Origin of the sequence: Defluviicoccus vanus (genome assembly GCF_014672695.1) — a bacterium.
Taxonomy (GTDB): domain Bacteria; phylum Pseudomonadota; class Alphaproteobacteria; order Rhodospirillales; family Defluviicoccaceae; genus Defluviicoccus; species Defluviicoccus vanus.
In genome coordinates, this window is the sequence record NZ_CP053923.1 from 217,452 (window position 1) to 240,141 (window position 22,690).

Consider the following 22,690-nt stretch of genomic DNA (forward strand, 5'->3'; position numbering starts at 1 on the left):
GCTGTTTCCTGGGCCTGCCGGCCGGGTCGCGGCAAAAATGTCGTCATTTGTCCTCAAAGCGTCTCCCCGATAGCCGATGGCACACCGTCGAGGTTGTTGTAGGATTATAATCCGTTGATTCGGTCCGGTCAATCGATCAGGCGGAGGATGTGCAGCGCCCCGGACGCATCACCGGCAATGAAGAGGTGATCGCTGGCAGCGGCAACGCAGCCAATCCCGGCATCAGCCGTAAAGCTCGCGAGGCAAGCGCCAGTCTTTAGGTCCCACAGCTTCAGCGTCTTGTCCAAGGAGCCGGAGAGCGCGCGTTGACCGTCTGGCAGCAGCGCCACCGCGGTGACCGTGGAGGCGTGGCCTTCGAAGGTGCGGAGCAGGGCGCCGGTCTGCAGGTCCCACAGCATCAACGTTCGCCCAGCGCCAGACAGCACCCGGCGGCCGTCCGGCAGCACCGCCACCGCGGTGACCCCGTTGGCGTGGCCGTCGAGGGTGCGGAGCAGGGCGCCGGTCTCCAGGTCCCACAGCATCAACGTTCGCCCAGCGCCAGACAGCACCCGGCGGCCGTCCGGCAGCACCGCCACCGCGGTGACCCCGCCGGCGTGGCCTTCGAGGGTGCGGAGCAGGGCACCGGTCGCCAGGTCCCACAGCTTCAGCGTCTCATCCCAGGAGCTGGAGAGTGCGTGGCGGCCGTCTGGCAGCACCGCCACCGCGTTGATATGTTCGGTGTGGCCTTCGAGGGTGCGGATGATAGTACCGCTTTCCAGGTCCCACAGCATCAACGTTCGCCCAGCGCCAGACAGCACCCGGCGGCCGTCCGGCAGCACCGCCACCGCGGTGACCGAGTGGGCGTGGCCTTCGAGGGTGCGAAGCACGACGCCGGTCGTCAGGTCCCACAGCTTCAGCGTCTTGTCCCAGGAGCCGGACAGCGCGCGTTGGCCGTCCGCCAGCACCGCCACCGCGGTGACCGAGCCTGTGTGGGCACAGAGATGCGGCTAACGATACCGGCCTCCAGGTCCCACAGCTTCAGCGTCTCGTCATAGGAGCCGGAGAGCGTGCGGCGGCCGTCCGGCAGCGGCGCCACCGCTGCGACACCGCCGGCGTGGCCTTCGAGGGTGCGGAGCAGGGCACCGGTCTCCAGGTCCCACAGCTTCAGCGTCTTGTCCTTGGAGCCGGAGAGCGCCCGGTGGCCGTCCGCCAGCACCGCCACCGCGTCGGCGTCGCCTTCGAGGGTGCGGAGCAGGGCGCCGGTCGCCAGATCCCACAGCTTCAGCTCCGCAGAGCCGGAGAGCGCCCGGTGGCCGTCCGCCAGCACCGCCACCGCGCTGACTCCGCCGGTGTGGCCTTCGAGGGTGCGGAGCAAGGCGCCGGTCTCCAGGTCCCACAGCTTCAGCGTCGTGTCGTCGGAGCCGGACAGTGCCCGTTTGCCGTCCGGCAGCACCGCTACCGCACTGACCCTGCCAGCGTGCCCTTTGAGAGTGCGGAGCAGGGTGCCGGTCGCCAGATCCCATAGCTTCAGCGTCGTGTCCCCAGAGCCGGTGACCGCGCAACGGCCATCCGGCAGTACCGCCACCGCTGCGACCCCGCCGGCGTGGCCTTCGAGGGTGCGGAGCAGGGCGCCGGTCTCCAGATCCCACAGCTTCAGCGTCTTGTCCAAGGAGCCGGAGAGCGCACAGCGGCCGTCCGCCAGCACCGCCACAGCGGTGACCCAGCTGGCGTGGCCTTTGAGGGTGCGGAGCAGGGCGCCGGTCTCCAGGTCCCACAGCTTCAGCGTGTTGTCCCAGGAGCCAGAGAGCGCGCGGCGTCCGTCCAGCAGCACCGCCACCGCGTCCACACCGTACACTCCAAAGCCACTAGCGTGGCCTTCGAGGGTGCGATCAACGAGCCGCCCGGCGGCGTGAGCACGGTTGTTTGCGGTGAGAGCCAGGGGCGTGGTGCCTCGCGCTCAATCCGGTCGACCACCGCCATAAGGGCCGGACGCTCGATCCCACGCAGCCTGCCGGTGAGTTGCGAAGGGAGCTGATCGGGCTGCTTCGCCAACACATGTGCCGACAATCGAAGCGCCTGCTGGATGAGGCGTAGGTCTTCGTCGCCCGGCAGGCGGTCGTAATCGGCCAACAGGGCGTTGATGTCGGTTGCGGCCAGCTTCGCGGCGAGCCAGCGGTAATCGAGGAGGAGGGCGCGCAGTTCGCCCTCCCAGCCGGCGGCGAGGAGGTGGTCGGCGAGGCGGGGCCAGAGGTAGGGGTCGTCTATCGAAAGCCGCGCCCAGGCGGCGCCGATCTCGTCGCGGTAGGCGTCGATGAGTGCCCGATGGGGTGCGCGGGGGTCGTCGGCGTTGAGGCGGAGGAAGTCGTACTGCAGGTCATGGAACCCGACTGCCGCCGCGTCGCCCTCACCCGCGAGCGACAGCAGCGCCTTGCTGGCAAAGGTTTGCAGCAGCTTGCGGCTTGTGTGCGGTTCGAGGCCGGCGGTCTGCCGCCACAGCCTGGCGACGGCGGCGACCGGCAGCGGCACATCCTCCAGCGCTACCGCCAGTTCGCCGTAGCGCGTCGCCTGATCCTCGGGAAGTGCTTCAACGCTGGCGCGCAATGACTTGAAAACGCTGCCGTATGGGTGATCGAGGAATTCCAGGTCACCCTGCTTCAGCGCAGCGAGGACGTCGGTCCAGATGCGCCCGTCCTTCACCTGCGCCCCGGCCAGCGCAAGGGCCAGCGGCAGGCAACCGCATTCCTTCGCCACCGCTTTCGCAGCGTCCGGCAGCGCATCCCGGTCCTGCCCGCTCCAGTTGGCGAGCAACTGCAGCGCCTGATCTTCGCCCAACACATCGAGCGATACCTCCCTGGCGCCGAGTGCGGTCAGCAGGCTGGCGTCCCGCGTCGTCGTCAGCAACCGGCCGCGCGGACCCGCCACCGCCAGCGGCGCCGCGTGTTCCAGACGCCAGATGTCGTCGAGGACGATCAGCGCCGCCCGGTCCTTGAACAGATCGAGCAGTACGCGCTGGCCGGCACCCGCATCGGCGAACGCCGGCTCGCTGCCGCTCAGCATCCGCCACAGCGACGCTTGCAGCGGCAACAGGTCCGGCGTCTGCCCCAGGGTCAGCCAGAAGATGCCGTCAGGAAAGGCGGCGCGCACGTCGTCATCGTGGGCGAGGGTGACGGCGAGTTCGGTCTTGCCGATGCCGCCCATGCCGTGCAGACCGATCGCCATCTCGCCGCTGCCCGGGCGGCTGGCGGTGATACCGACACTTGGGCCGTCGCTTGCCAGGAGGATGCCCTTGACGCGGCCGAGATCGTCATCGCGGGGGACGAAGTTGGGTTTCTGCTCCGGCACGCCGTGCAGCGCCGCCAGTTCGGCTTCCGGTAGCGTAGCCGCCGCCGGCGCGTCGCCCAGCCTGATCTTGATCTTGGGAAGGGCAATCCGCTGCCAGACAGCGAGGGCCGCAATCGTGCCGCCCACCGCCGCCAGGCCGGCGATGAGGCTAATTCCGCCACCCGATAGCGCCGCTATCGCCCCGGTGGCGATGGATCCCACCGCGCCGCCGGCGATGGTCTCCATCCGTGTCTGCAGTGTCGTTCCCGATGCTGGTGCCGGTGCGGGCAGCGGGTGCATCGGCGCAGGCGTGGGGGTTGACGTGTCATCGGTTCCCTTGCCGCCGCGTCGGCCTGCCGCGTGGCAGTCTCCAGCCAGTCCCCTCCGGCGCCGCCGGTCAGGGTCTCCTGCGGTCTCGCTGCCGTTTCCTGTGCCGTCCCCGCCGCTTCGGCGATCTTCTTGACGATCGCCACCAGGGCGGCGTTGCGATCGGGCCTTTTCAGCTTGTCCAGCGGCCGCTGCGGATCGCGTCCCCATTGCAGCTCGGCGAAGCGGGTGATGGAGGGATCGACCGAGCTGATGGGAATCGCGACGATGGTGACCTCGCCGGCAGCGGCGGCGGCGAGCAGCGGTGGCAGTTCCTCCGCGTCGATGAAGTCGGAGGCGAGGAAGTTGGGACTGACGAGGCAGACGCCGATGCGGGTGCGTGCTAGCGCCGTAGTTATTTCCCGTCGCCAAGTGTCGCCGACGCGGATGTAGGGGTCGCTCCACTCCTGCAGCTTTCCTTGCCGCACGTAAGGCTTGAGGATGATCCGCAGATGGCCGAGCCAGGGCGGCTCGTCCGCATGGCTGTAGCTGATGAAGACCAGATCCCGCGTCGATGCCGGGCCGTCCGCCATCCACGATCCCCCGTTTGCGCCTTGCGTCCGTAACCGTAGCAACGGTAATCGACGGCGGCGAGCCCCAATCGGCGCGGGAGAAGCGCCTCAGTTCTTGCCACCCGCGGCTGATTGCGCTTTGCTGACAATCACCAATTGCATTGTGTCACACTAACCCGTTTGGGGGCGGTGGCCGTGGGCGGGAGGGACGAATGAGGATGATCCGGGTGATCGCGGCGTTGCTGCTGGCGCTGGGCCTGCTAGGCGGCCGTGCCGGGGCGGCGCAGGCGCAACAGTCGGTGGACGCATTGCGCAACAAAGCCAACCAGGGGACGGTGAGCATCATCTCCGGCGGCGTCAACGGCACCTACATCCGGATTGCCAGTGACCTCGCCGCGGTGCTCGACAAGGACGGTGAGCTGCGCATCCTGCCGATCGTCGGCAAAGGTTCGGTGCGCAACCTGCTCGACCTCCTCTACCTGCGCGGCATCGATGTGGCCATCCTGCAGTCCGACGTGCTCAGCTACAGCCTAAAGGAGCACTTAGCACCCAATCTGGCGCAGCGCATCCGCTACATCACCAAGCTCTACAACGAGGAAGTCCACATCCTCGCTGGCCGTGACGTTGCCCAGGTCGCCGATCTTGCCGGCAGGAAAGTCAACGTTGACGGCGCCGGTAGCGGCACGGCGATGACCGCCTCCATTCTCTTCGATGCGCTGGGCGTCAAGATTGTGCCGACCAACTTCGATCAGGCGCTGGCCCTGGAAAAGCTGAAAGCAGGCGAGATTGCCGCCATGGTCTATGTGGTTGGCAAACCGGCGGAGCTGTTCAGCAAGATCGCCGCCGACAGCGGTCTGCATCTGCTCTCGCTGCCGCTGACGCCAAACCTGCTGCAAACCTACCTGCCGTCATCCCTGAGCCATAGCGACTATCCGGCGCTGATCGCCGAGGGGCAGGCGGCGGATACGGTGGCCGTCGGCGCGGTGATGGCGGTGTACAACTGGGATCCCAAGTCTGAGCGCTACAAGACGATGGCTGCCTTCGTCGATGCCTTCTTCGATGACTTCGATAGGTTCCTGCAGCCGCCTCGCCATCCCAAGTGGCAGGATGTCAACCTCGCCGCCGAGCTTCCCGGCTGGACGCGCTTTCAGCCGGCGCAGGATTGGCTCGACCGGCGGCCGACGACGGCGGGGACGGGCTATGACATACCGCTGAAAAATTCCTTCGACGAGTTCATCGCCTTCATGCAGCAGAGTGGCGGCAATCCGCGCGAGGGAGCGACGCAGAGCCGCGAGGCGCTGTTCGCGCGCTTCCTCGAGTGGCGCAAACGCCAACAGGAGGCCTCGCCGACCGAGGCGATCACCATCCTCACCGGCGATCCCAGCGGCGTCTACTATCCGCTGGGCACGGCACTTGGCACCCTGTACGGCAAGCTGCGTCCGGCAGCGCAGGTTACGGTACAGGCAACGCAGGGATCGGTGCAGAATCTCAACCTGCTGCAGGCCGGACGGGGCGACATCGCGTTCGCCCTCGCCGATTCCGTCGACCTGGCCTGGAAGGGGGATGCCGAACTGGGCTTTCCCAGCCGCCTCGACAAGCTCCGTACTGTGGCGGCGATCTATCCAAACTACATCCAGGTGGTGGCGACCAAGGCATCGGGCATCCAGTCGCTCGCCGATCTCAAGGGCAAACGGGTGTCGGTTGGCGCACCGCGGTCGGGGACCGAGATCAACGCCCGGCGCGTCTTTGCCGCTGCCGGTCTGAGCTACGATATGATGTCGGTGCAGTATCTGCCCTTTGGCGAGTCGGTTGCCTTGATGAAGCAGGGCGACCTCGATGCGACGTTGCAATCAGCGGGCCTCGGCGTCGCCTCGATCCGTGAGCTGGCCAGTGCGGTGCCGATTACCCTGGTCCCCATCCCGCCGAAGGTGGTCGCCCGGATCGGCGGTCCTGCTTATGTGGCGCGAACCATCCCCGCCGGGACCTATGCCGGCCAGACGCAGGATGTGCCCACCGCGTCGATCAACAACCTGTTGATGACACGCGAGGGAGTGCCGGCGGAGGTGATTTACACGATTACCAAAGCGATGTTCGATAACCTCCCGGCGCTGACGACGGCGCACGCCGCCGCCCAGGGGATTGCGCTTAACCATGCGGTGCAGGGCTCGCCGGTGCCGCTGCATCCGGGCGCCCAGCGCTACTTCCGGGAGAAGGGCCTCCTGAGGTAGGGAGGAGAGGGAGGCCGCTTGCCGGCGCGTCCGAGCTGTACCTGGACGGAACGTCGCCGCCCATCGGGCGTTGGGTCCTGGTCATCTGGCCAAACGGCGACGGAGGTTTCACTTGCTGCGCTTCCTCAAACAGGCGGCGATCTGGGTGTTCGCCGCTGTCTTCAGTCTGCTGTCGGTCGTCATCGCGACCATGGTGCTTGTGGCGCTGTTTTATGATTGGAATGATCTGCGCCGGCCCATCGCTCGCCTCGCAAGTGCGGCGCTCGGCCGTACGGTCAGCATCGACGGTAATCTGAAGGTGCAGCCGGGCTGGACGACGCGGATCCAAGTCGAGAAGCTGACGATCGCCAACGCCGCCTGGGCGAAGCCGGCCAAGATGGTCGATATCGGCACCCTCAGTGTCGCCGTCGATGTCCGCTCGCTGCTGTCCGGCCCGATCCACTTGCCGTCGCTGATCCTCGATCGGCCACAGGTCCATCTGGCGCGCAACGCCAAGGGCGAGACCAACTGGAGCTTTGGCAACAGCGACGGCCGTCCGTCCAGCGGCAAAGGCGGTGGCAACGCCCTACCGGTTATCGACGAGATTACCGTCAGCGACGGCTCGCTCCGGATGCAGACGCCCGAGCCGACCAAGGACATTGATCTGGCGCTGGAGTCGTTAACGCTGCGCCAGCAGCCGCCGAACCAGGATATTCAGCTGCGCGGCAGCGGTCGTTATCAACGCCAGCCGTTCACCCTTCGCCTCGATGCCGGTCCGCTCGTCATGCTGCAGCAGAGCGGCAAGCCCTATCCGCTCGATCTCGACCTGGTGGCGGGCGATATAGCGGCGAGCGTGGCCGGCAGTATCGGCGATCCGGCAAAGATGCAGCGGCTGGATCTTCGCCTCGACGTCAAGGGCGACAACGCCGCCGATCTGTTTCCCTTGCTCGGCGTGGTGCTGCCACCCACGCCGCCTTATCACGTCAAAGGCCGGCTGCAGCACCGAGGTGAAGCCTGGTCCTTCGAGAACTTCAACGGCTCGCTCGGCAAGAGCGATGTCCGCGGCGTCGTGGCGGTGGATTTCGGTGGCAAGCGTCCGTTGATGACCGGCGAGATCGCCTCCAACAGACTGGTGCTGGCCGATCTTGCGCCATTCATCGGTGCGCCACGGGACACAGACACGAAGGGTGAACCGGTAACGTCACAGCACCCGGGGCGCGTCCTGCCGGATCAGGCGGTCGATTTGTCACGGCTGCGCGCCATGGATGCGAACGTCAGCTTTCGCTCGGAGCGGATTGTCACCGACGATGTTCCACTCGACCGGTTCGCCGCCAAGGTGGTGCTCGACGATGGTACCCTGCGGCTGCAGCCACTGTCATTTGGCCTCGGCGCGGGTGCGGTCAATCTTGATCTGACGCTCTACGGTGCCCGCACACCGGTGACCGCGGATATCGACCTGCAGGTCAGGCAACTTAATTTGAAGGAGCTGATGCGCGGCTCGGACTTTGCGCGGCAGAGCGCCGGTGTCCTCGGCGGACGGGCGAAGCTGTCTGCGCAAGGAACGTCGGTGGCCAGCATCCTCGGCAGCGCCAACGGTCAGCTATCCCTGGTGATGACGGGTGGGAGCATCAGCATTCTACTAGTAGAACTGGCGGGGCTCGATGTGGTGGAGTCGCTTGGCTTTGCCATTGAGGGAGACAAGCCGACGCCAATCCGCTGCCTCGTCGCTGACCTCAAGGCGACGCAAGGCGTATTCCAGGCCGAGACCATGGTCTTCGATACCGGGGATACGGTCATCGTCGGCGGCGGTTCGGTCAACATGGCCGATGAAACGTTAAATTTGACGATGACGCCCTACGCCAAGGACTTCAGCCCGTTGACTCTGCGTTCGCCTATTTCGCTTGGTGGCACCCTCGCCAGTCCGGACGCCTTCCCGGATCCGGTGCACACCGGCAATAAGACGATCGGCGAAAAGATCCTGAGTGCCGTCCTGACGCCGGTCCTTGGCCTGCTTCCNCCCTTCGATACCGAGGTCGGCACCGACAGCGATTGCCAGTCCCTGGTGCAGCGGGCGAAGCGGTTCGTCCACGACGGCCGTGGCCGATGAGCCGGCAACCGGCTGCTATTCAGTAGGGATCCCGCGTCTGCCGGCGCAGTTCCTCCACTGAAGCCGCAGGGGATGGATCATGCGGCACCGACTCGTCCCCCAAGGGCAGCAGGATACGACAGCGGACACCGGCCGGTTCGAACTCCAGCTCCACCTCGGCGCCTGCCTCAGCCGATAGCGCATTACCGATCAAGGTGCAGCCAAACCCCATCTTGCTCGGCTGGCTGACCGCAGGGCCGTCGATCTCCCGCCATTCCAGCTGCAGGCTGGCACCATCTTCGCCGGCGATGCGGGTCCAGGTCACCGATACCCGCCCGGTGGCCACCGACAACGCCCCGTATTTCGCCGCGTTGGTCGCGAGTTCGTGCAGGATCAGCGAGAGGTTGAGGGCGGTGGGCGGACGGAGGATGAAATCGGCCGGCTCGCCGCCAATCGTGATCGAGCCCGGTGCCCGGCCATAGATGGCGAGTTCATCCTGCACAAGGCGATGCAGGCTGGCACCCTTCCACTTTTGCTGCGTCAACAGACCATGCGTCCGGGCCATGGTGCCGATGCGGCCGTGCAGGCGCCGGGCGTACTCTTCCTTTGTCGCCGCACCTTGCGCCGTCAACGACACCATGGCGGCAATGGAAGCGAGAATGTTGCGCACCCGGTGGTCGAGTTCCGCCATCAGCAGAATCTGCCGTTCTTCCGCCGCCTTGCGGCCTTCAATATCGATGCAGACGCCGACCCATTCGCGAACCGTACCGTCGCTGTTGCGGACCGGGACACCACGCGCGTTGTACCAATGGTAGCTGCCGTCCTGGCACCGAACGCGGTATTCAATGTCATACGGTTCAATGTGCTCGACTGAGCAATGCCACGCTTCGCTCACTCGCAGTCGGTCACTGGGATGCAAGGCGTTCAGCCATCCCCAGCCGGAACACTCCTGGTCGCTTTGGCCGGTGATGGCGTGCCAGGCGGCAATGTCGGTCGCGCTGCCCTCGGCGCTGGTCACCCAGACAATCGAAGCAATCGCTTCCGTCAGGGCACGATAGCGCTCCTCGCTGCTCCGCAGGTCCATTTCTGCCTGCTTTTGCTGCGTGCGATCGATGACGAAACATATCCAGGTCAGGTCGCTAGCTTCGACCTTCGCGCAGCCAATAAGCACATAGACAAGAGAACCGTTCTTATGGATGAATGCCTTCTCGTAGGGTGAGCATTCGTTATGCTGAAGAATCTCTAAGATCGCATCTTGATCATTCCCATGATATTCAACAGGCGTCATTTGGCTCCACTGACGCATTACATCGCCGATTTCCTCTCTGCTATAGCCGATGATCTTTAGAAATGCATCGTTGGCCTCGACTAGCCCATGCTCATTGGCAACCAATATACCGATGAGGTTGGCATCGATCAGCCGGCGGAAGCGTGCATCACGGCGAAGAATCTCTTGGTGGGCAGCTTCCGCAGCGTTCCGCGACTCACGTTCCCATTGCAGCTGAATGCGGGCGGCGACCTTGTCGCGATGCGCAACTGCGGCATCGAGCAGCGCAACGCGCAGCTTGGCCACCTCGGCAATCGGCTCTTCCGGCGGGTAGGGGCTCTGGCCACCGATGATAGTGCCCGCGTCGCGCGCCAGCCGCCGCAACGGTTGGGTGATGCGTCGGCCGAGATACCAACCGGCGCCCAACGCGAGGATCAGCGAGGTAATTCCGCCACCGGCGACGAGGTTGAAAGTCCGTCGCACCGGCTCCCGGAATGCGTCCACCGGCTGGCTCAACGCCGTTGTCCAGCCGGTCACCGGAGAGCGGGTAAACGCCGCATAGATGTCAACGCCGGAGCGGGAGACGCCGCCAACAATCCCTTCACTTGAAGGTAAAGCGGCTTTGCTGAACCAGGATAGAACCTTCTGACCAATCACCGACGTGGCATTGTCTGAGCGGGCGATGATTATCTCCTGGCGATCCACCAGGGAGGCAACCATGCCATTTGGCAATCCCTGCGCTTTGAGAAAGTGAGAGAGGTGCTCCGCGGTGACCGCTATGCCCAGTGTGTAGGCGACCTTGCCGTCGCGCAGGACCGGCGCGGTGATGGAAACGACGGGCTGTCCCTTCGTGGTATCGACGAAGAGATCGGTATAGGCAGGCTGCCCGGATGCATAAGCGGCTATGTGGGTGGCCAGTCCCTGCTGAGCCGCGAGCTCTTCCTTTGGTAGCTCTGCACCGAGAGGAAACAAGGTGTTGAACACCGGTCGGTGGGTGGCATCGGTCAGGACAATCCATCCCCCTTGCGCCGCAGCCAACTGGCCGGCGCGAGCGTAAAGCGTCGACAATCCATCATCGTCGATGTCGCCCGAGGTGGAGAGAGTGACCAGAGTGGACGCGATCCCTTTGAGTTCGCCGTCCACCGCCAGGGAGACCGCCGCGGCCTGTTGCTGCAAGGTGCGATCAAGAAGCTCGCGCTGCAGTTGGACGTTCCAGGCGCCATAGGCCACGAGCAGGGCGAGGAGCGGCAGCACCACGGCTGCAACAACCCGACCCAAAATCAGCCGGACGCTTGGCAGCCGTCCGGTTGATCGCTCCTGCTTGTGTTCCTCCACCGTGCATATGCTCCATTACGAACCACTATTGTTACAGTGTCGATTGACGTGTTTGGTGACAAGAACGCGTCAATGCCGCGGGCGGAATTGATGCCAACTGTACTGATCAAAGATGTTGGGCGCAGCGACGTCACCATGGTCAGGCAGGAGAACAGCAATAAAACGTCACGGCCGTCGCTCGGTTCCGATGCCGCGGTGCGCCGCCTCGATCGTTGCCGCCTGAGCGCAGGTCTTCTGGTCATCGTCTTTGGAACCAACGAGGTCGGCACACGGTTCTTTATCTAGAAGCTGAACATTGAGGAGCCGACGATGAACGAGGATCGCGAGAACAATCAAGGCGAAGGCAACGTCACAGCTGCCAAAGCCTACAACGAGAAAACCCAAGACTTCGTTGAAACAGCGAATGTCGAGGCTCACGCGCGCGAAGCGGCGAAGGCGCTCGACAGTGAGGAAGGCAAGCTGCTTCGCGACGCCGAAGAGCAGGCACGCAAGAAGGCGCGCGAGGAAGACCCACAGGTGAAGCGGACGCGCTGAACCTGCTACCGTCGGCGCCGCGGTGGACACCGTGGCGCCGGTGCGGCTGGCGCGTTACGGGCGCACGCGTTGCCGAGGCTGTGCATGAAACGCGCGCCAGTGGGATAGGTGCACTGGGCGTTTGGCCGTTTTGAAATATAATTCAACATATTACGAGGTATTATCAAACGAGTTTGTTAGCGTAATTCGATCCACACGAGCGCACGATCCGCGCGCTACTCCGGCGGATCGTGCGTGCGGATGTCCGCATCAGGGACCTCCGAGGATGGGGCAGGTTAGAGGCCGCGTTCCCAGTCAGCGACCTGCTTTTCTGCCTCTTCGCGTGCTATGCCGTAGCGGGCCTGGATTTTGCCGACAATCTCGTCCCGATGACCTTCAGCCACCTCGAGGTCATCGTCGGTCAGCTTGCCCCACTTTTGCTTCACCTGGCCCTGCAGTTGCTTCCAGTTGCCTTTGACCTGATCCCAATTCATCGCGGCTATGCTCCTTGTCTGTGTCATCCGTACGCAAACAACGTCCGCCGGCGGCGCCTGGTTCCCGGTAAATCCTGTTGGAAGAACAGCACCAGGTGGAACACCGGCCGCAGTCACCGCGTTTTCTCTGCCACAACCTCCCTCGTATCCACGTCTGTGCAAGCGGGCGAGGCAGCCAGAGAGCGCCGTGATGAGGTCTGCATGATCGCTTCGCTGCCCGAAATCATCGGTACCATCGCCGGACTATGCTCGACAGGCAGCTTTGTGCCGCAGGTGGTCAAGGCATGGCGAGAGGGTGATACCGAAGCGATCTCAAAGAAAATGTACGTTATGACTGTGGCGGCATTTTCGCTGTGGATTGCCTATGGTGTGATGATCGCAAGCATCCCCTATCATTGTCTTCAATTCGGCAAGTCTGTTGTTGTCCGGGGTTATTCTGTTTCTTAAGCTGCGGCATCGTCACCGCCTCGCCAACGAGGCCACCGTTTCAGCTGCGAAGGCGACGAGCTGAGCATGCTGTAGCGGTTGTCGGTCACCGGGTGCCGCATGTGCCGACGCCATGGGGCGATCACAAGCGCGGCAGCAGGCCGCTGACGTCGCGTGCATCCTTTGCCAATTCAGCCTACGTTATCAGCATGGTTATCGATGAGAAACAGGCGTTCCCCGGCGCGGGCAACAGCAACGAACATGCGACGCGACAGTAAACTGCCAGCCGCAGCCACGCCCGCTTCGGCGCCGGCCTCGGCACAGGAGACGGATGCGTTTCTCCGCCGGGTGGCCGCGCTCACGCCCGGCCCGCGCAGCGAGGGGCAGCCGGGGCGGCTGATTTTCGCGCTCGATGCGACCGGCAGCCGGCAGCCCACCTGGGACAGGGCGGCACAGATTACCGCCGAGATGTTTGTCGCCACTGCCGGTATCGGCGGCCTCGCCATGCAGCTGTGCTTCTATCGTGGCTTCGGCGAGTTCAAGGTGGCACCGTGGACGGTCCAGGCCGCCGACCTGCTGCGGCTGATGACATCGGTGACCTGCCGCGCTGGCGAGACACAGATTGCGAAAGTCCTGCAGCAAGCACTCAATGAAACCACGCGCGGCCGCGTCGCGGCGCTGGTCTTCATTGGCGACTGCATGGAAGAAAACGTCGAAAAGCTGGCGGCACTGGCCGGCCAGCTTGGCCTGCATGGACTGCCGGCGTTCATGTTCCATGAAGGAGAGGATCCCGTTGCTGCGTTCGCCTTCAAGGAGATTGCCCGTCTGTCAGGTGGCGCCTACTGCCGTTTCGATGCGGCAAGTGCGCATCAGCTGCGCGAATTGCTGAGCGCGGTCGCCGTCTACGCCGCGGGCGGCCGGCGCGCCTTGACCGCTTTGGCGCGGCAGCGCGGCGGTGCGGTGAAACTGCTCGCCCGGCAAATGCCTGAGGCGTGAGGCGATGGTCGCTGCGCTCGTCGCCGGGTTCGGCCTGCTGTTACTGCTGGGGCTATTGGCCCGCTGGTTCAGCAGCGTTGAGCCGCAGCGGCTGCTGAAGGCGGTGCCGTGGCTGGTGGCGACACTGGCGAGCCTGGTGGTGATCGGCCTGGTCGTGACGGGGGCGGGGTCGGCTGCCCTTGGCGCCCTGCTGTTGCTGTCGCCATTCCTGCGGCAGATCTGGCGCAAGCTGCAGGCAAGCGCCGCGCAGGCCGGTTGGCTGGGCAGTGGCAGTGGCCAATCCTCGACCCTCACCACGCGCACCCTGCGCATGTCGCTCGATCACGCGACGGGCGATCTTGATGGCGAGGTGATCAGCGGCGCCTTTGCCGGTCGACACTTGAGCGAGCTGAGCCTGCACGACCTCGCGGCACTGATGCAGGCCTGCGCCGTCAGCGATACCCAGTCGCTGCCGCTGCTGGAAGCGTTTGCCGACCGCCGCTTTCCTGATTGGCGCAAGGCGTCGACAACAGAGGACGGAGCGGAGGCGGAGGACGCGGCGGATGCGACGGCGACTGCCAGTGGCACCGCCGCACGCATGATGAGCCGGGCCGATGCCTACCGCATCCTCGGCCTGCCGGCCGACGCGGACGACGACGCGGTCCGCGCCGCCCATCGCCGGTTGATCAAGGTGCTGCATCCGGACCACGGCGGCTCGAGCGATCTTGCCGCCCAGGTGAATCGCGCCCGCGATCTCCTGCTCGGCAATGGCAAACGGTCTTGAGTGGCGCCGGTCACATTCAGCGGGGCGCAAGCAGGGCAGACTATGCCGGATACTTCGATGGCCGGTGATGGCTTCGCTACAAGCCACTCCGGCGCGCGTTCAGCGACACACCAGGATTGCCAACCGCTCGCCTCAATGTGAATTGTGCACTGCGGCATTGCGAGAAACCCATCTCCCTCGATATAAGGGCCCGCTCGTTGGCACCTGCAACTGCGTCCGAGGCACCTCCCAGCAGCTAGGGACAATTTCAATGCCGAAACCCGTGCGTAAGGCGGTCTTTCCAGTGGCCGGACTGGGGACCCGCTTCCTGCCAGCTACCAAAGCGCTGCCGAAAGAAATGCTGCCGATTGTCGACAAGCCGCTGATTCAGTACGCGGTGGAGGAGGCGCGCGAGGCGGGAATCGAGGAGTTCATTTTCGTCACCGGCCGCGCCAAGAGCGCCATCGAGGACCACTTCGATCATTCGATCGAACTGGAGATGGTGCTGCGCGAACGCGGCAAGAGCGAGTCGCTGAACTCGGTGCTCGACTGGATGCCGCCTCCCGGTCACATCTCCTACACCCGGCAGCAAGATCCTCTGGGTCTCGGCCACGCGGTCTGGTGTGCCCGCAATTTCGTCAGCGACGAGCCCTTCGCCGTGCTGCTCGCCGACGATCTGATCATGGCAGCGCCTGGTTGCCTGAAGCAGATGGTCGATGCGCACCGCCAAGTGGGAGGCAATCTCGTCGCGGTCGAAGAAGTGCCGCACGAACTGACCGACCAGTATGGCATCCTCGATAAGGGCAGCGAAGACGGGCGGCTGGTGCGCGCCCGCGGTGTGGTCGAAAAGCCGAAGCCGGCCGACGCGCCGTCGAACTTGGCGATCATCGGTCGCTACATTCTCGAACCCATCGTCCTCACCATCCTCGAACATCAGGAGAAGGGCAAAGGCGGCGAGATTCAGCTCACCGATGCCATGGCGAAGACGATCAGCCTGTTGCCGTTTCACGGCTTTCGCTTCGACGGCAGGCGATTCGACTGCGGCAGCAAGGTTGGCTACCTGGAAGCAAATCTGGCGTTCGCGCTTGAGCGCCCTGACATGAGCGATCGGGTCCGGCAGATGCTAACGCGTTTTAGCTAGCGCTGCACGAGCGGTGGGCGGCTTCGTCCGCCGCCGCCCTGGCGGGCGGGCGCCTCGACCGGCGTTCGCAACCAGGAGGGAACAGACCGGGTGACCGACAGAGGATCAAGTCCGATGACAACCGAGACCAGCAACGCAATCGTTCTGCATCCGACCATTCTTCGCGAGTACGACATCCGTGGCATTGTCGGCGACGTGCTGACGGAAGAAGTCGTCTGTGCGGTCGGCCGCGCCTTCGGAACGCTGGTGGTGCGCGGTGGTGGACGATCCGTCGTCGTTGGCTACGACGGTCGCCTGAGCTCGCCACAGCTGGCGGCAGCCCTCGTGGTCGGCCTGAAGTCAACAGGCGTGCGGGTGATCCAGATCGGCCTCGGCCCGTCGCCGATGCTCTACTTCGCCGCCCATCACCTTGGCGCCGACGGCGGGATGATGATCACCGGTTCGCATAATCCGCCCGATTACAACGGCATCAAGATGCTCAAGGGCGGCAAGCCGTTTTTTGCCGATCAAATTCAGCTGCTTGGGCAAATGGCTGCCGCCGGCGATTTCGTAACCGGGCCGGGCACGGTCGAGGATTACGATATCAAGGGCGAATACGTCGCTCGCCTGGCGCAGGATCTGGCACCGAGCGACCGTGCGTTGAAGATCGCCTGGGATCCGGGCAACGGTGCCGCCGCCGCGATCCTGCATGACCTCTGCGCCCGCATTCCCGGAACGCACGTGTTCATCAACGACCACGTCGACGGCACCTTTCCAGCGCATCATCCCGATCCGACAGTGGAGGAGAATCTCGTCCAGCTGCAGGCGGCGGTCGCGGAGCATGGTTGTGATCTCGGCATCGCCTTCGATGGCGACGGCGACCGTATCGGCGTCATCGACGGTAAGGGGCGGGTGATCTGGGGCGATCAGCTGGTGGTGATCCTCAGCCGCGCCGTGCTGGAAGAGATGCCGGGTGCGACGATCATCGCCGACGTGAAATCGAGCAAAGTCCTGTTCGACGAAATCACCCGGATGGGCGGCAAGCCGCTGATGAGCCGGACCGGCCACTCGCTGATCAAGACGATGATGGTGGAAACTGGCGCGGCGCTTGCCGGCGAGATGAGCGGCCACATCTTTTTCGCGCATAAGTACTACGGCTTTGACGATGCGCCCTACGCCGCCATCCGTCTGCTTGATCTGCTCGGCCGCTCAACCGCAAGCCTCGCCGAGTTACGCGACGCCATGCCGACGATGGTCAACACGCCGGAATTGCGTATTGACTGCCCGGATGAGCGCAAGTTCACCGTGATCGACGAAGTGAAGCGCCGACTCAACGGTCGTAGCGACATTTCGGTGCAGGACATTGATGGTGTACGGGTGACCACGGCCGACGGCTGGTGGCTGCTGCGTGCGTCCAACACCCAGCCGGTGCTGGTGGGTCGTTGTGAGTCAGCCTCGGAATCCGGATTGCAACGCCTGCGCGATGAACTGGCGCTGCAGTTGACGGCAAGCGAGATCGATCCGGTTGCCGTCGTCCATTAATCCTCCGGTGGGAGCAAACACCGCGTCGGTCGGAGGAGAGGGGCACACCGCGCGCCCCTCGGTTGCGCGGCAGCTCCGCACCTATTTCTTTTATGGAACGCTGATGGACGCCGCGGTGCGCGCCGCAGTTCTTGGACCGCGCACCGATCTGCCGCCCGTCGAAGCTGCCAGCCTTTCTGGCTATGGTCGCCTGTATATGCGCGGGGCGACCTATCCGGTGCTAGTGCCAGCGCCGCAGCAGGAGGTCGAGGGGGTATTGCTGCACGAAGTGGACGCGAATGCCGAGCGTCGGCTGGTCCGCTTCGAGGGCGATGCTTACTGGCAGGCGATGGTCACCGTTGCTGGTCGCCGGTCGGGGTCGATCGCAGCCTGCTGTTTCCTGCCGGTAAACAACAACCTCGCCGATGAGACGCGGCCCTGGGACTTGGCAACATGGCGCCGCCGCCACCGTCGCCGCTATCTCACCCGCATCCGCAGCAACCCGGTTGCCGCCGGCTGAGACCAGGACGGCGACGACCTGCCGACCGTCGCCGATGATCTTAGCTCCGGAATCTCAGCGGCGTGCGTACCGCGTGGCGTCGGCAGGCGCTGCCGCCTTCGCCGACTTTGACCGTGCGGGAGCCGGCTTGGCCTTGCTGCTGGCGACGCTGGCCTTAACCTTGTTGACGCTCGGCCGTGCCGGGGCGGCGGCGGCCACCGTGTTGTTGCCGCTTGCCTTCTTGACACTCGCTTTCTTGGCCGTGCTTGCTGACGGTGCCTTCGCCGCAACCTGCGTCGACTTGCCTCGCGCCGACTTGGCGCTCGCATGCGCCACCGCGCCGCAGCGGTGGGCGCCGCGACCGCTGCACGCCGCCTTCGGTGCGGCGGATTTGGCGACCACTTGGTGTGCACGCTTTTTGATGCTGTGGCGACTCGTGGACTCATCACCGCCGGAGCCGCGTAGGCCACCTGACGGCGAGCAGAAGCAATCTCGCCTGCAACATTGTTGCGGGCCAGCGCTGAGCCGCCATTAAGATAGTAGCTAATGCTGGCCAGCTGAATCTGCTGGTCGCCGCGAAACGCCTGATCAAACAGATCGGCCATCATCGCATTACGTACCGGCGACGTTGGCGCGCCAAGGACCACGCCGATCAGCCGCCGATCGCCCCGTTGCGCCGAGGCAACGAGGTTGAAGCCTGCGGCACGGGTGTAGCCAGTCTTGATGCCATCGACCCCTTCGTAGACGCCGAGCAAGCGATTGTGATTGGCGATGGGCCGGCCTGAGTAATAAAATTCTCTAACGGAAAAGTAGTGATAATAATGCGGATAATGGTGGAGGAGGGACAGAGCCAGCGTCGACATGTCTCGGGCCGTTGTCACCTGATCAGGATCAGGAAGCCCGGAGGCGTTGTGAAAGACGGTCTGCGACATGCCCAGCGCGTGCGCTTTGCTGGTCATCCGCAGGGCAAAGTTCTCTTCCGTCCCGGCCAGATTCTCGGCCAGGACCATCGCTGCGTCATTCGCCGACTTGGTCACCAGTCCAAGCAGGGCTGATTCGACCGCAATGGTTTGGCCGGCCCGCAGTCCAGCTTGGTCGGCGCTTGTGCCGCTGCCCGGGCAGATACGGTCAGCGGTTGATCAAGGGTGAAGCGGCCGTCGTCGAGGGCCTCGAAGGTAAGATAGAGAGTCATCATCTTCGTCAGCGACGCCGGATAGCGCGGCAAATCGGCATTCGCACTTTCGAGGACGCGACCATCGTTGGCGTCGATCAGAATTGAGGCCAGCCGACCATCGGCGGCCAGCGCCGGCCAGCCCGCCATGGTCAGAACACACAGCAAAGCAAGAATTCTGGCGTGCGTACCGAAGGCATAGCGAAAAACGCGGCGAAGCGGCGCCGAGACAAGGACTCGCGTGAGGTCTCGCATGTTGATCCACCCTTCTGTGGGCCGGGCGTGGGTGGCGAATGACAACGACGCCGACAGGGAACGATTTCGCTGCCGACGTCGTCTGCGCCACAAACTTCTATAACAAACGTGGGATTTCCTGAGCATTGAAATTCTGCGCGCCGCCACAGCGAGGCGGTCCTCACAGCAGCGGTTTGTTCGGCCACGGCTTTTCCGGATCAGCTGCCGCCGAGACGATTGGCGCCGGGGATTGATCCTGATAACGTCGGCGCCGAAACGCAAAACGATTCGGCAAGCCATAGGGAAGGGGGCTTAGCATTGAGAAAGCTCATCGTAACTGAGCCGATTGAGGGACAGCGGCCGGGTACATCCGGCCTGCGCAAGAAGGTCGCCGTATTCCGCCAAGCAAACTACCTGGAAAACTTCGTTCAATCGATTTTCGATTGCTTGCCGGATCGGCAAGGTTCAACGCTGGTTGTTGGTGGTGACGGCCGTTTTTATAATCGTCAGGCGATTCAGGTCATCCTGAAAATGGCTGCCGCCAACGGCTTCGCCAAAGTTCTTGTCGGCCAGGGCGGTATCCTCTCCACCCCGGCGGCGTCCTGCGTCATCCGCAAGCGTGGCGCCTTTGGCGGCGTCGTGTTGTCCGCCAGTCACAATCCGGGCGGCCCCGACAACGACTTCGGCATCAAGTATAACGGCACCAACGGCGGTCCGGCGCCCGAGCAGCTGACCGAAGCCATGTTCGCCCGTAGCCGCGAGATTCGCGAATACGCCATTTCCGATGCTGCCGATATCGATCTCGACCAGATCGGCATGCAAAGCATGGATGGAATGGCGGTGGAGGTCATCGATTCCATTGCCGACTATGCGGAGCTGATGGAAACGCTGTTCGATTTCGGCGCGATCAAGGCGCTGCTGAGCAGCGGCAACTTCCGCATTTGCTTCGATGCGATGCACGCGGTCACCGGTCCCTACGCCAAGGCGATTCTTGAAGGCATCCTCGGTGCCCCCGCCGGCACGGTGATGAACGGCGTGCCGCTGGAGGACTTCGGCGGCGGCCATCCCGATCCGAACCTCGTCTACGCCCACGACCTGGTTGAGATCGTCTTTGGCCCTGATGCGCCCGACTTCGGCGCCGCCTCGGACGGCGATGGCGATCGCAACATGGTCCTCGGNCAGCGGTTCTTCGTCACCCCGTCGGATAGTCTGGCGGTGCTCGCCGCCAACGCGACGCTGGCCCCGGGCTACGCCAAGGGTCTGACCGGCGTCGCCCGCTCGATGCCGACCAGTCAGGCCGCCGACCGCGTTGCCGCCAAGCTTGGCATCGGCTGCTACGAGACACCGACGGGCTGGAAGTTCTTCGGCTCGCTGCTCGATGCCGACAAGGCGACGCTGTGCGGCGAAGAAAGCTTTGGCACCGGCTCCAACCATGTGCGCGAGAAGGATGGGCTGTGGGCGGTGCTGTTCTGGCTCAATGTTCTCGCCGCCCGCAAGGAGTCGGTCGAGGCGATCGTCCGCGAGCACTGGAAGACCTATGGGCGCAACTACTACTCGCGCCACGACTACGAAGCGGTGGACAGCGACGCCGCCAATGGCCTCGTTGCTCATCTGCGCGACCAGCTGCCGACGCTGCCCGGCAAGAAGCTCGGCGCCTACGAGGTCTCCTACGCCGACGACTTCAGCTACACCGATCCCGTCGACAACAGCGTGACGACGAAGCAGGGGATCCGCGTCGGCTTCACTGACGGCTCGCGCGTCGTCTTCCGCCTGTCCGGCACCGGCACCGAAGGGGCGACCCTGCGCATCTATGTGGAGAAGTACGAGCCCGACCCGGCCAAGCACGACCAGGACACTCAGGCGATGCTGGCCGAATTGATCACCATCGCCAACACTCTGGCAGAGGTGAAAACCCGCACCGGCCGCGAACAGCCGACGGTTATCACCTGAGGTTCGCGCGTGCCGATGACCGCTTCGCCCGACGCACCCTCTCTTGTGAGGAAAGGAGAGGATCGGGGTGAGGGCGGTCGCGACCGCTAACAGCAGGGAGCAGAAGGGGCCACATCGCTCCTTCCGCTCTCAGCGCTGCTCCCGCTTCGCCTGCTGCCACAGCGCTTCCAACTGATCCAGCGACAGCGTCGCATCCTCTTCATCTCCTGCCTGAGCAAGCGTCTCGACGCGTCGGAAACGGCGCTCGAATTTCCGATTTGCCTGGCGCATGACCTCTTCGGCGTCGAGCCCCAGCTTGCGAGCCACATTGGCACAGCAGAAGAGGACATCGCCCATCTCGTCGGTGATCGCGTCCGCCGCGGCATCCTCGGCAAGCGCCTGGCGCAATTCGGCCAGTTCCTCGTCGAGTTTGGCGAGGGCGCCGGCGGCATCCGGCCAATCGAAACCCATCAGCGCCGCCCGCTTCTGCAGCTTGACCGCGCGCAGCAGCGCCGGCAGAGCCTGCGGCACGTCGTCAAGGAGGCTCACCGACGCCGCGCCGTCATTGGCGGCGGCGGTGGTGCGTTCCGCCGCCTTGTGGCGCTCCCAGGCCCGCGTCTGCGCCTGTGCATCGGCAATGGACGCATCAGCAAAAACATGAGGATGGCGGCGGATCATCTTGGCACAGATGGCATCGACCACGTCGACGAAGGCGAAAGCGCCGTCCTCTTCGGCGATCCGGGCATGGAACACCACCTGGAACAGCAGATCACCCAACTCGTCGCGTAGGGCCTGCATCTGCTGGCGCTGGATGGCATCCGCCACCTCGTAGGCTTCCTCGATCGTGTAAGGGGCGATGCTGGCGAAGGTCTGCTCGATATCCCACGGACAGCCGCCTTCGGGCGCACGCAGCCGGGCCATGATCTCCAGCAACCGATCCATGTCATGCCGTTTGGTCATCGGCTCTCCTGCATGCGGGGACACCCTCGGCGGGCTGCCAAGCCGGCAGCAGACAACCGCGCGCGGAGAAAACCACGCCACACCGGCAGATGCCAGCCTGCTTCAGCCGCCTGAGCCGCCGGCCGGCGCAGACCTACAGGCACCTTGCGGCAGACCCCAGAATCTGGCGCCAACTGGGTAGCGGTATTGCTCGACCAGATGCACCGAGCCGTCGGCCTCGACGGGGATGACGACGACGAAGTCCGGCCGTTCGACGACGCCATAGATGCCGGCGGCGCCATCGGCGCGCAGGATGGCGTCTTCGCGCACGGTCATCCAGCGGTTCCGGTAGACGACGCGGCTGCCGACGGTGCTGATCTCGGTCGCGGCGTTCTCGGCCATGGGGCTCCTCGACGGCGGTGGGGGATGCGCCAGACTTTGCGCGGCACGGAAACGTCAGGCAAGGCGCAAAGGAGCCTGGCCGCTTACCGCATATCCTCAAGTCGCATAAGATTCATTATGGAAAATAGGTGATATCCGTTTCAGGGCTGAGGGTTGGCCAGCGAAGCGATTTTTTCGTCGAGCTCTCGCAGCCGGTTTTCGAAATCCGCGCGATGATGCTCCTGGCCAGCCTGCATGAAGACCGCGAACGCTGCACTCACCACCTCGTACGCTTCCCGCAGCATCGTCACGCTTCTTGTCCGCTCGCCGAGCGTGGAAAGCGCCAAGCCCAGGTTGTTCTGCGTTGCCGCCCAGTCGAGCGGCACCCGCTCGCGGGTCCGTTCCTCCAGCGCCGCCCGATACGCCGCCACCGCATCCTCCAGCCGCGCCGTGCCGCTCTCACGCTCGCCGAGCCTCCAAAGTGCCAAGCCCAGGTTGTTCTGCTTTGCCGCCCAGTCTAGCGGTACTCGCTCGCGGGTCCGTTCCTCCAGCGCCGCCCGGTACGCCGCCACCGCATCCTCCAGCCGCGCCGTGCCGCTCTCGCGCTCGCCAAGCCTCCTAAGCGCATTGCCGAGGTTGTTCTGCGTCATCG

General features: G+C 64.5%; 22 protein-coding genes and 1 pseudogene. 11 read left to right on the plus strand and 12 right to left on the minus strand.

The window, feature by feature from the left end; translation table 11 throughout:
• Nucleotides 1-128: 128 nt before the first annotated feature.
• From HQ394_RS01025 to HQ394_RS01040, 4 genes are read right to left on the minus strand one after another with little or no spacing between them, the layout of a single operon-like run.
• On the minus strand, nt 129-950 hold the full coding sequence (locus tag HQ394_RS01025; protein WP_190261651.1) for a WD40 repeat domain-containing protein: 822 nt from the start codon (nt 948-950) through the stop codon (nt 129-131).
• Nucleotides 893-1,834 (minus strand): WD40 repeat domain-containing protein, encoded by a 942-nt coding sequence (locus tag HQ394_RS01030; RefSeq protein ID WP_190261652.1) that lies wholly within the window; start codon nt 1,832-1,834, stop codon nt 893-895. The genes HQ394_RS01025 and HQ394_RS01030 overlap by 58 nt, the downstream gene beginning before the upstream one ends.
• A complete protein-coding gene (locus HQ394_RS01035; RefSeq protein ID WP_223291760.1) occupies nt 1,759-3,546 on the minus strand; it encodes an NB-ARC domain-containing protein in 1,788 nt (595 codons plus the stop codon). Before HQ394_RS01035 ends, HQ394_RS01030 begins: the two co-directional genes overlap by 76 nt.
• Nucleotides 3,495-4,199: a toll/interleukin-1 receptor domain-containing protein gene (locus HQ394_RS01040; RefSeq protein ID WP_190261654.1), complete on the minus strand. Its 705-nt coding sequence runs from the start codon at nt 4,197-4,199 to the stop codon at nt 3,495-3,497. Before HQ394_RS01040 ends, HQ394_RS01035 begins: the two co-directional genes overlap by 52 nt.
• 191 nt (nt 4,200-4,390) lie before the next feature.
• On the opposite strand from HQ394_RS01040, the gene HQ394_RS01045 reads away from it, so the two are divergent.
• Nucleotides 4,391-6,406, plus strand: coding sequence for a TAXI family TRAP transporter solute-binding subunit (locus HQ394_RS01045; protein ID WP_190261655.1), 2,016 nt, complete (start codon nt 4,391-4,393; stop codon nt 6,404-6,406).
• 145 nt (nt 6,407-6,551) lie between these two features.
• Nucleotides 6,552-8,492 (plus strand): AsmA family protein, encoded by a 1,941-nt coding sequence (locus tag HQ394_RS01050; protein WP_456151511.1) that lies wholly within the window; start codon nt 6,552-6,554, stop codon nt 8,490-8,492.
• A 19-nt stretch (nt 8,493-8,511) separates the two neighbouring features.
• On the opposite strand, the gene HQ394_RS01055 is transcribed toward HQ394_RS01050, so the two are convergent.
• Nucleotides 8,512-11,073: a sensor histidine kinase gene (locus HQ394_RS01055; RefSeq protein ID WP_190261657.1), complete on the minus strand. Its 2,562-nt coding sequence runs from the start codon at nt 11,071-11,073 to the stop codon at nt 8,512-8,514.
• 36 nt (nt 11,074-11,109) lie between these two features.
• Between HQ394_RS01055 and HQ394_RS01060 the strand changes: the two genes are divergently transcribed.
• Together HQ394_RS01060 and HQ394_RS01065 are read left to right on the plus strand one after the other, a co-directional pair.
• Nucleotides 11,110-11,358, plus strand: a complete 249-nt coding sequence (locus HQ394_RS01060; protein ID WP_223291761.1) for a hypothetical protein — start codon at nt 11,110-11,112, stop codon at nt 11,356-11,358.
• Between the two features lie 24 nt (nt 11,359-11,382).
• Complete coding sequence (locus HQ394_RS01065; RefSeq protein ID WP_190261659.1) at nt 11,383-11,607, plus strand: hypothetical protein; 225 nt, start codon at nt 11,383-11,385, stop codon at nt 11,605-11,607.
• 275 nt (nt 11,608-11,882) lie between these two features.
• On the opposite strand, the gene HQ394_RS01070 is transcribed toward HQ394_RS01065, so the two are convergent.
• On the minus strand, nt 11,883-12,080 hold the full coding sequence (locus HQ394_RS01070; RefSeq protein ID WP_190261660.1) for a CsbD family protein: 198 nt from the start codon (nt 12,078-12,080) through the stop codon (nt 11,883-11,885).
• A gap of 201 nt (nt 12,081-12,281) precedes the next feature.
• Here HQ394_RS01070 and HQ394_RS01075 point away from each other — a divergent pair, with 201 nt between their 5' ends.
• The 6 genes from HQ394_RS01075 (at nt 12,282) to HQ394_RS01100 (ending at nt 17,405) form a co-directional block, all read left to right on the plus strand.
• A complete protein-coding gene (locus HQ394_RS01075) occupies nt 12,282-12,527 on the plus strand; it encodes a SemiSWEET family sugar transporter (protein WP_223291762.1) in 246 nt (81 codons plus the stop codon).
• 240 nt (nt 12,528-12,767) lie between these two features.
• Nucleotides 12,768-13,502, plus strand: coding sequence for a VWA domain-containing protein (locus HQ394_RS01080; protein WP_190261661.1), 735 nt, complete (start codon nt 12,768-12,770; stop codon nt 13,500-13,502).
• 4 nt (nt 13,503-13,506) lie between these two features.
• Entirely contained in the window at nt 13,507-14,265 is a 759-nt protein-coding gene (locus tag HQ394_RS01085; RefSeq protein ID WP_190261662.1) for a DnaJ domain-containing protein, read from the plus strand.
• A 250-nt stretch (nt 14,266-14,515) separates the two neighbouring features.
• Entirely contained in the window at nt 14,516-15,385 is an 870-nt protein-coding gene (gene galU / locus HQ394_RS01090; protein WP_190261663.1) for a UTP--glucose-1-phosphate uridylyltransferase GalU, read from the plus strand.
• 114 nt (nt 15,386-15,499) lie between these two features.
• A complete protein-coding gene (gene pgmG, locus HQ394_RS01095; protein WP_190261664.1) occupies nt 15,500-16,906 on the plus strand; it encodes a phosphoglucomutase/phosphomannomutase PgmG in 1,407 nt (468 codons plus the stop codon).
• Between the two features lie 7 nt (nt 16,907-16,913).
• Nucleotides 16,914-17,405, plus strand: coding sequence for a gamma-glutamylcyclotransferase family protein (locus HQ394_RS01100; RefSeq protein WP_190261665.1), 492 nt, complete (start codon nt 16,914-16,916; stop codon nt 17,403-17,405).
• 54 nt (nt 17,406-17,459) lie between these two features.
• Here HQ394_RS01100 and HQ394_RS19320 read toward each other — a convergent pair whose 3' ends face one another.
• The 3 genes and pseudogenes from HQ394_RS19320 to HQ394_RS20340 form a co-directional block, all read right to left on the minus strand.
• On the minus strand, nt 17,460-17,786 hold the full coding sequence (locus HQ394_RS19320) for a hypothetical protein (RefSeq protein WP_223292147.1): 327 nt from the start codon (nt 17,784-17,786) through the stop codon (nt 17,460-17,462).
• A 284-nt stretch (nt 17,787-18,070) separates the two neighbouring features.
• A pseudogene (locus HQ394_RS20335) lies at nt 18,071-18,421 on the minus strand (D-alanyl-D-alanine carboxypeptidase family protein); the annotation flags it as partial.
• The gene (locus HQ394_RS20340; protein ID WP_263053758.1) at nt 18,418-18,810 is read right to left on the minus strand and encodes a serine hydrolase; all 393 of its coding nucleotides are present in this window, start codon (nt 18,808-18,810) and stop codon (nt 18,418-18,420) included. The gene HQ394_RS20340 and the pseudogene HQ394_RS20335, both read right to left, overlap by 4 nt.
• 297 nt (nt 18,811-19,107) lie before the next feature.
• On the opposite strand from HQ394_RS20340, the gene HQ394_RS01110 reads away from it, so the two are divergent.
• Entirely contained in the window at nt 19,108-20,739 is a 1,632-nt protein-coding gene (locus HQ394_RS01110; RefSeq protein ID WP_190261666.1) for an alpha-D-glucose phosphate-specific phosphoglucomutase, read from the plus strand.
• Nucleotides 20,740-20,868: 129 nt separating this feature from the next.
• On the opposite strand, the gene mazG is transcribed toward HQ394_RS01110, so the two are convergent.
• The 3 genes from mazG to HQ394_RS01125 all read right to left on the minus strand — a co-directional run bounded on the left by mazG (nt 20,869) and on the right by HQ394_RS01125 (nt 22,688).
• Complete coding sequence (mazG, locus tag HQ394_RS01115) at nt 20,869-21,678, minus strand: nucleoside triphosphate pyrophosphohydrolase (protein WP_190261667.1); 810 nt, start codon at nt 21,676-21,678, stop codon at nt 20,869-20,871.
• Between the two features lie 102 nt (nt 21,679-21,780).
• On the minus strand, nt 21,781-22,059 hold the full coding sequence (locus HQ394_RS01120) for an NUDIX hydrolase (protein ID WP_190261668.1): 279 nt from the start codon (nt 22,057-22,059) through the stop codon (nt 21,781-21,783).
• A 140-nt stretch (nt 22,060-22,199) separates the two neighbouring features.
• Complete coding sequence (locus HQ394_RS01125) at nt 22,200-22,688, minus strand: tetratricopeptide repeat protein (protein ID WP_190261669.1); 489 nt, start codon at nt 22,686-22,688, stop codon at nt 22,200-22,202.
• Between the last annotated feature and the right edge of the window lie 2 nt (nt 22,689-22,690).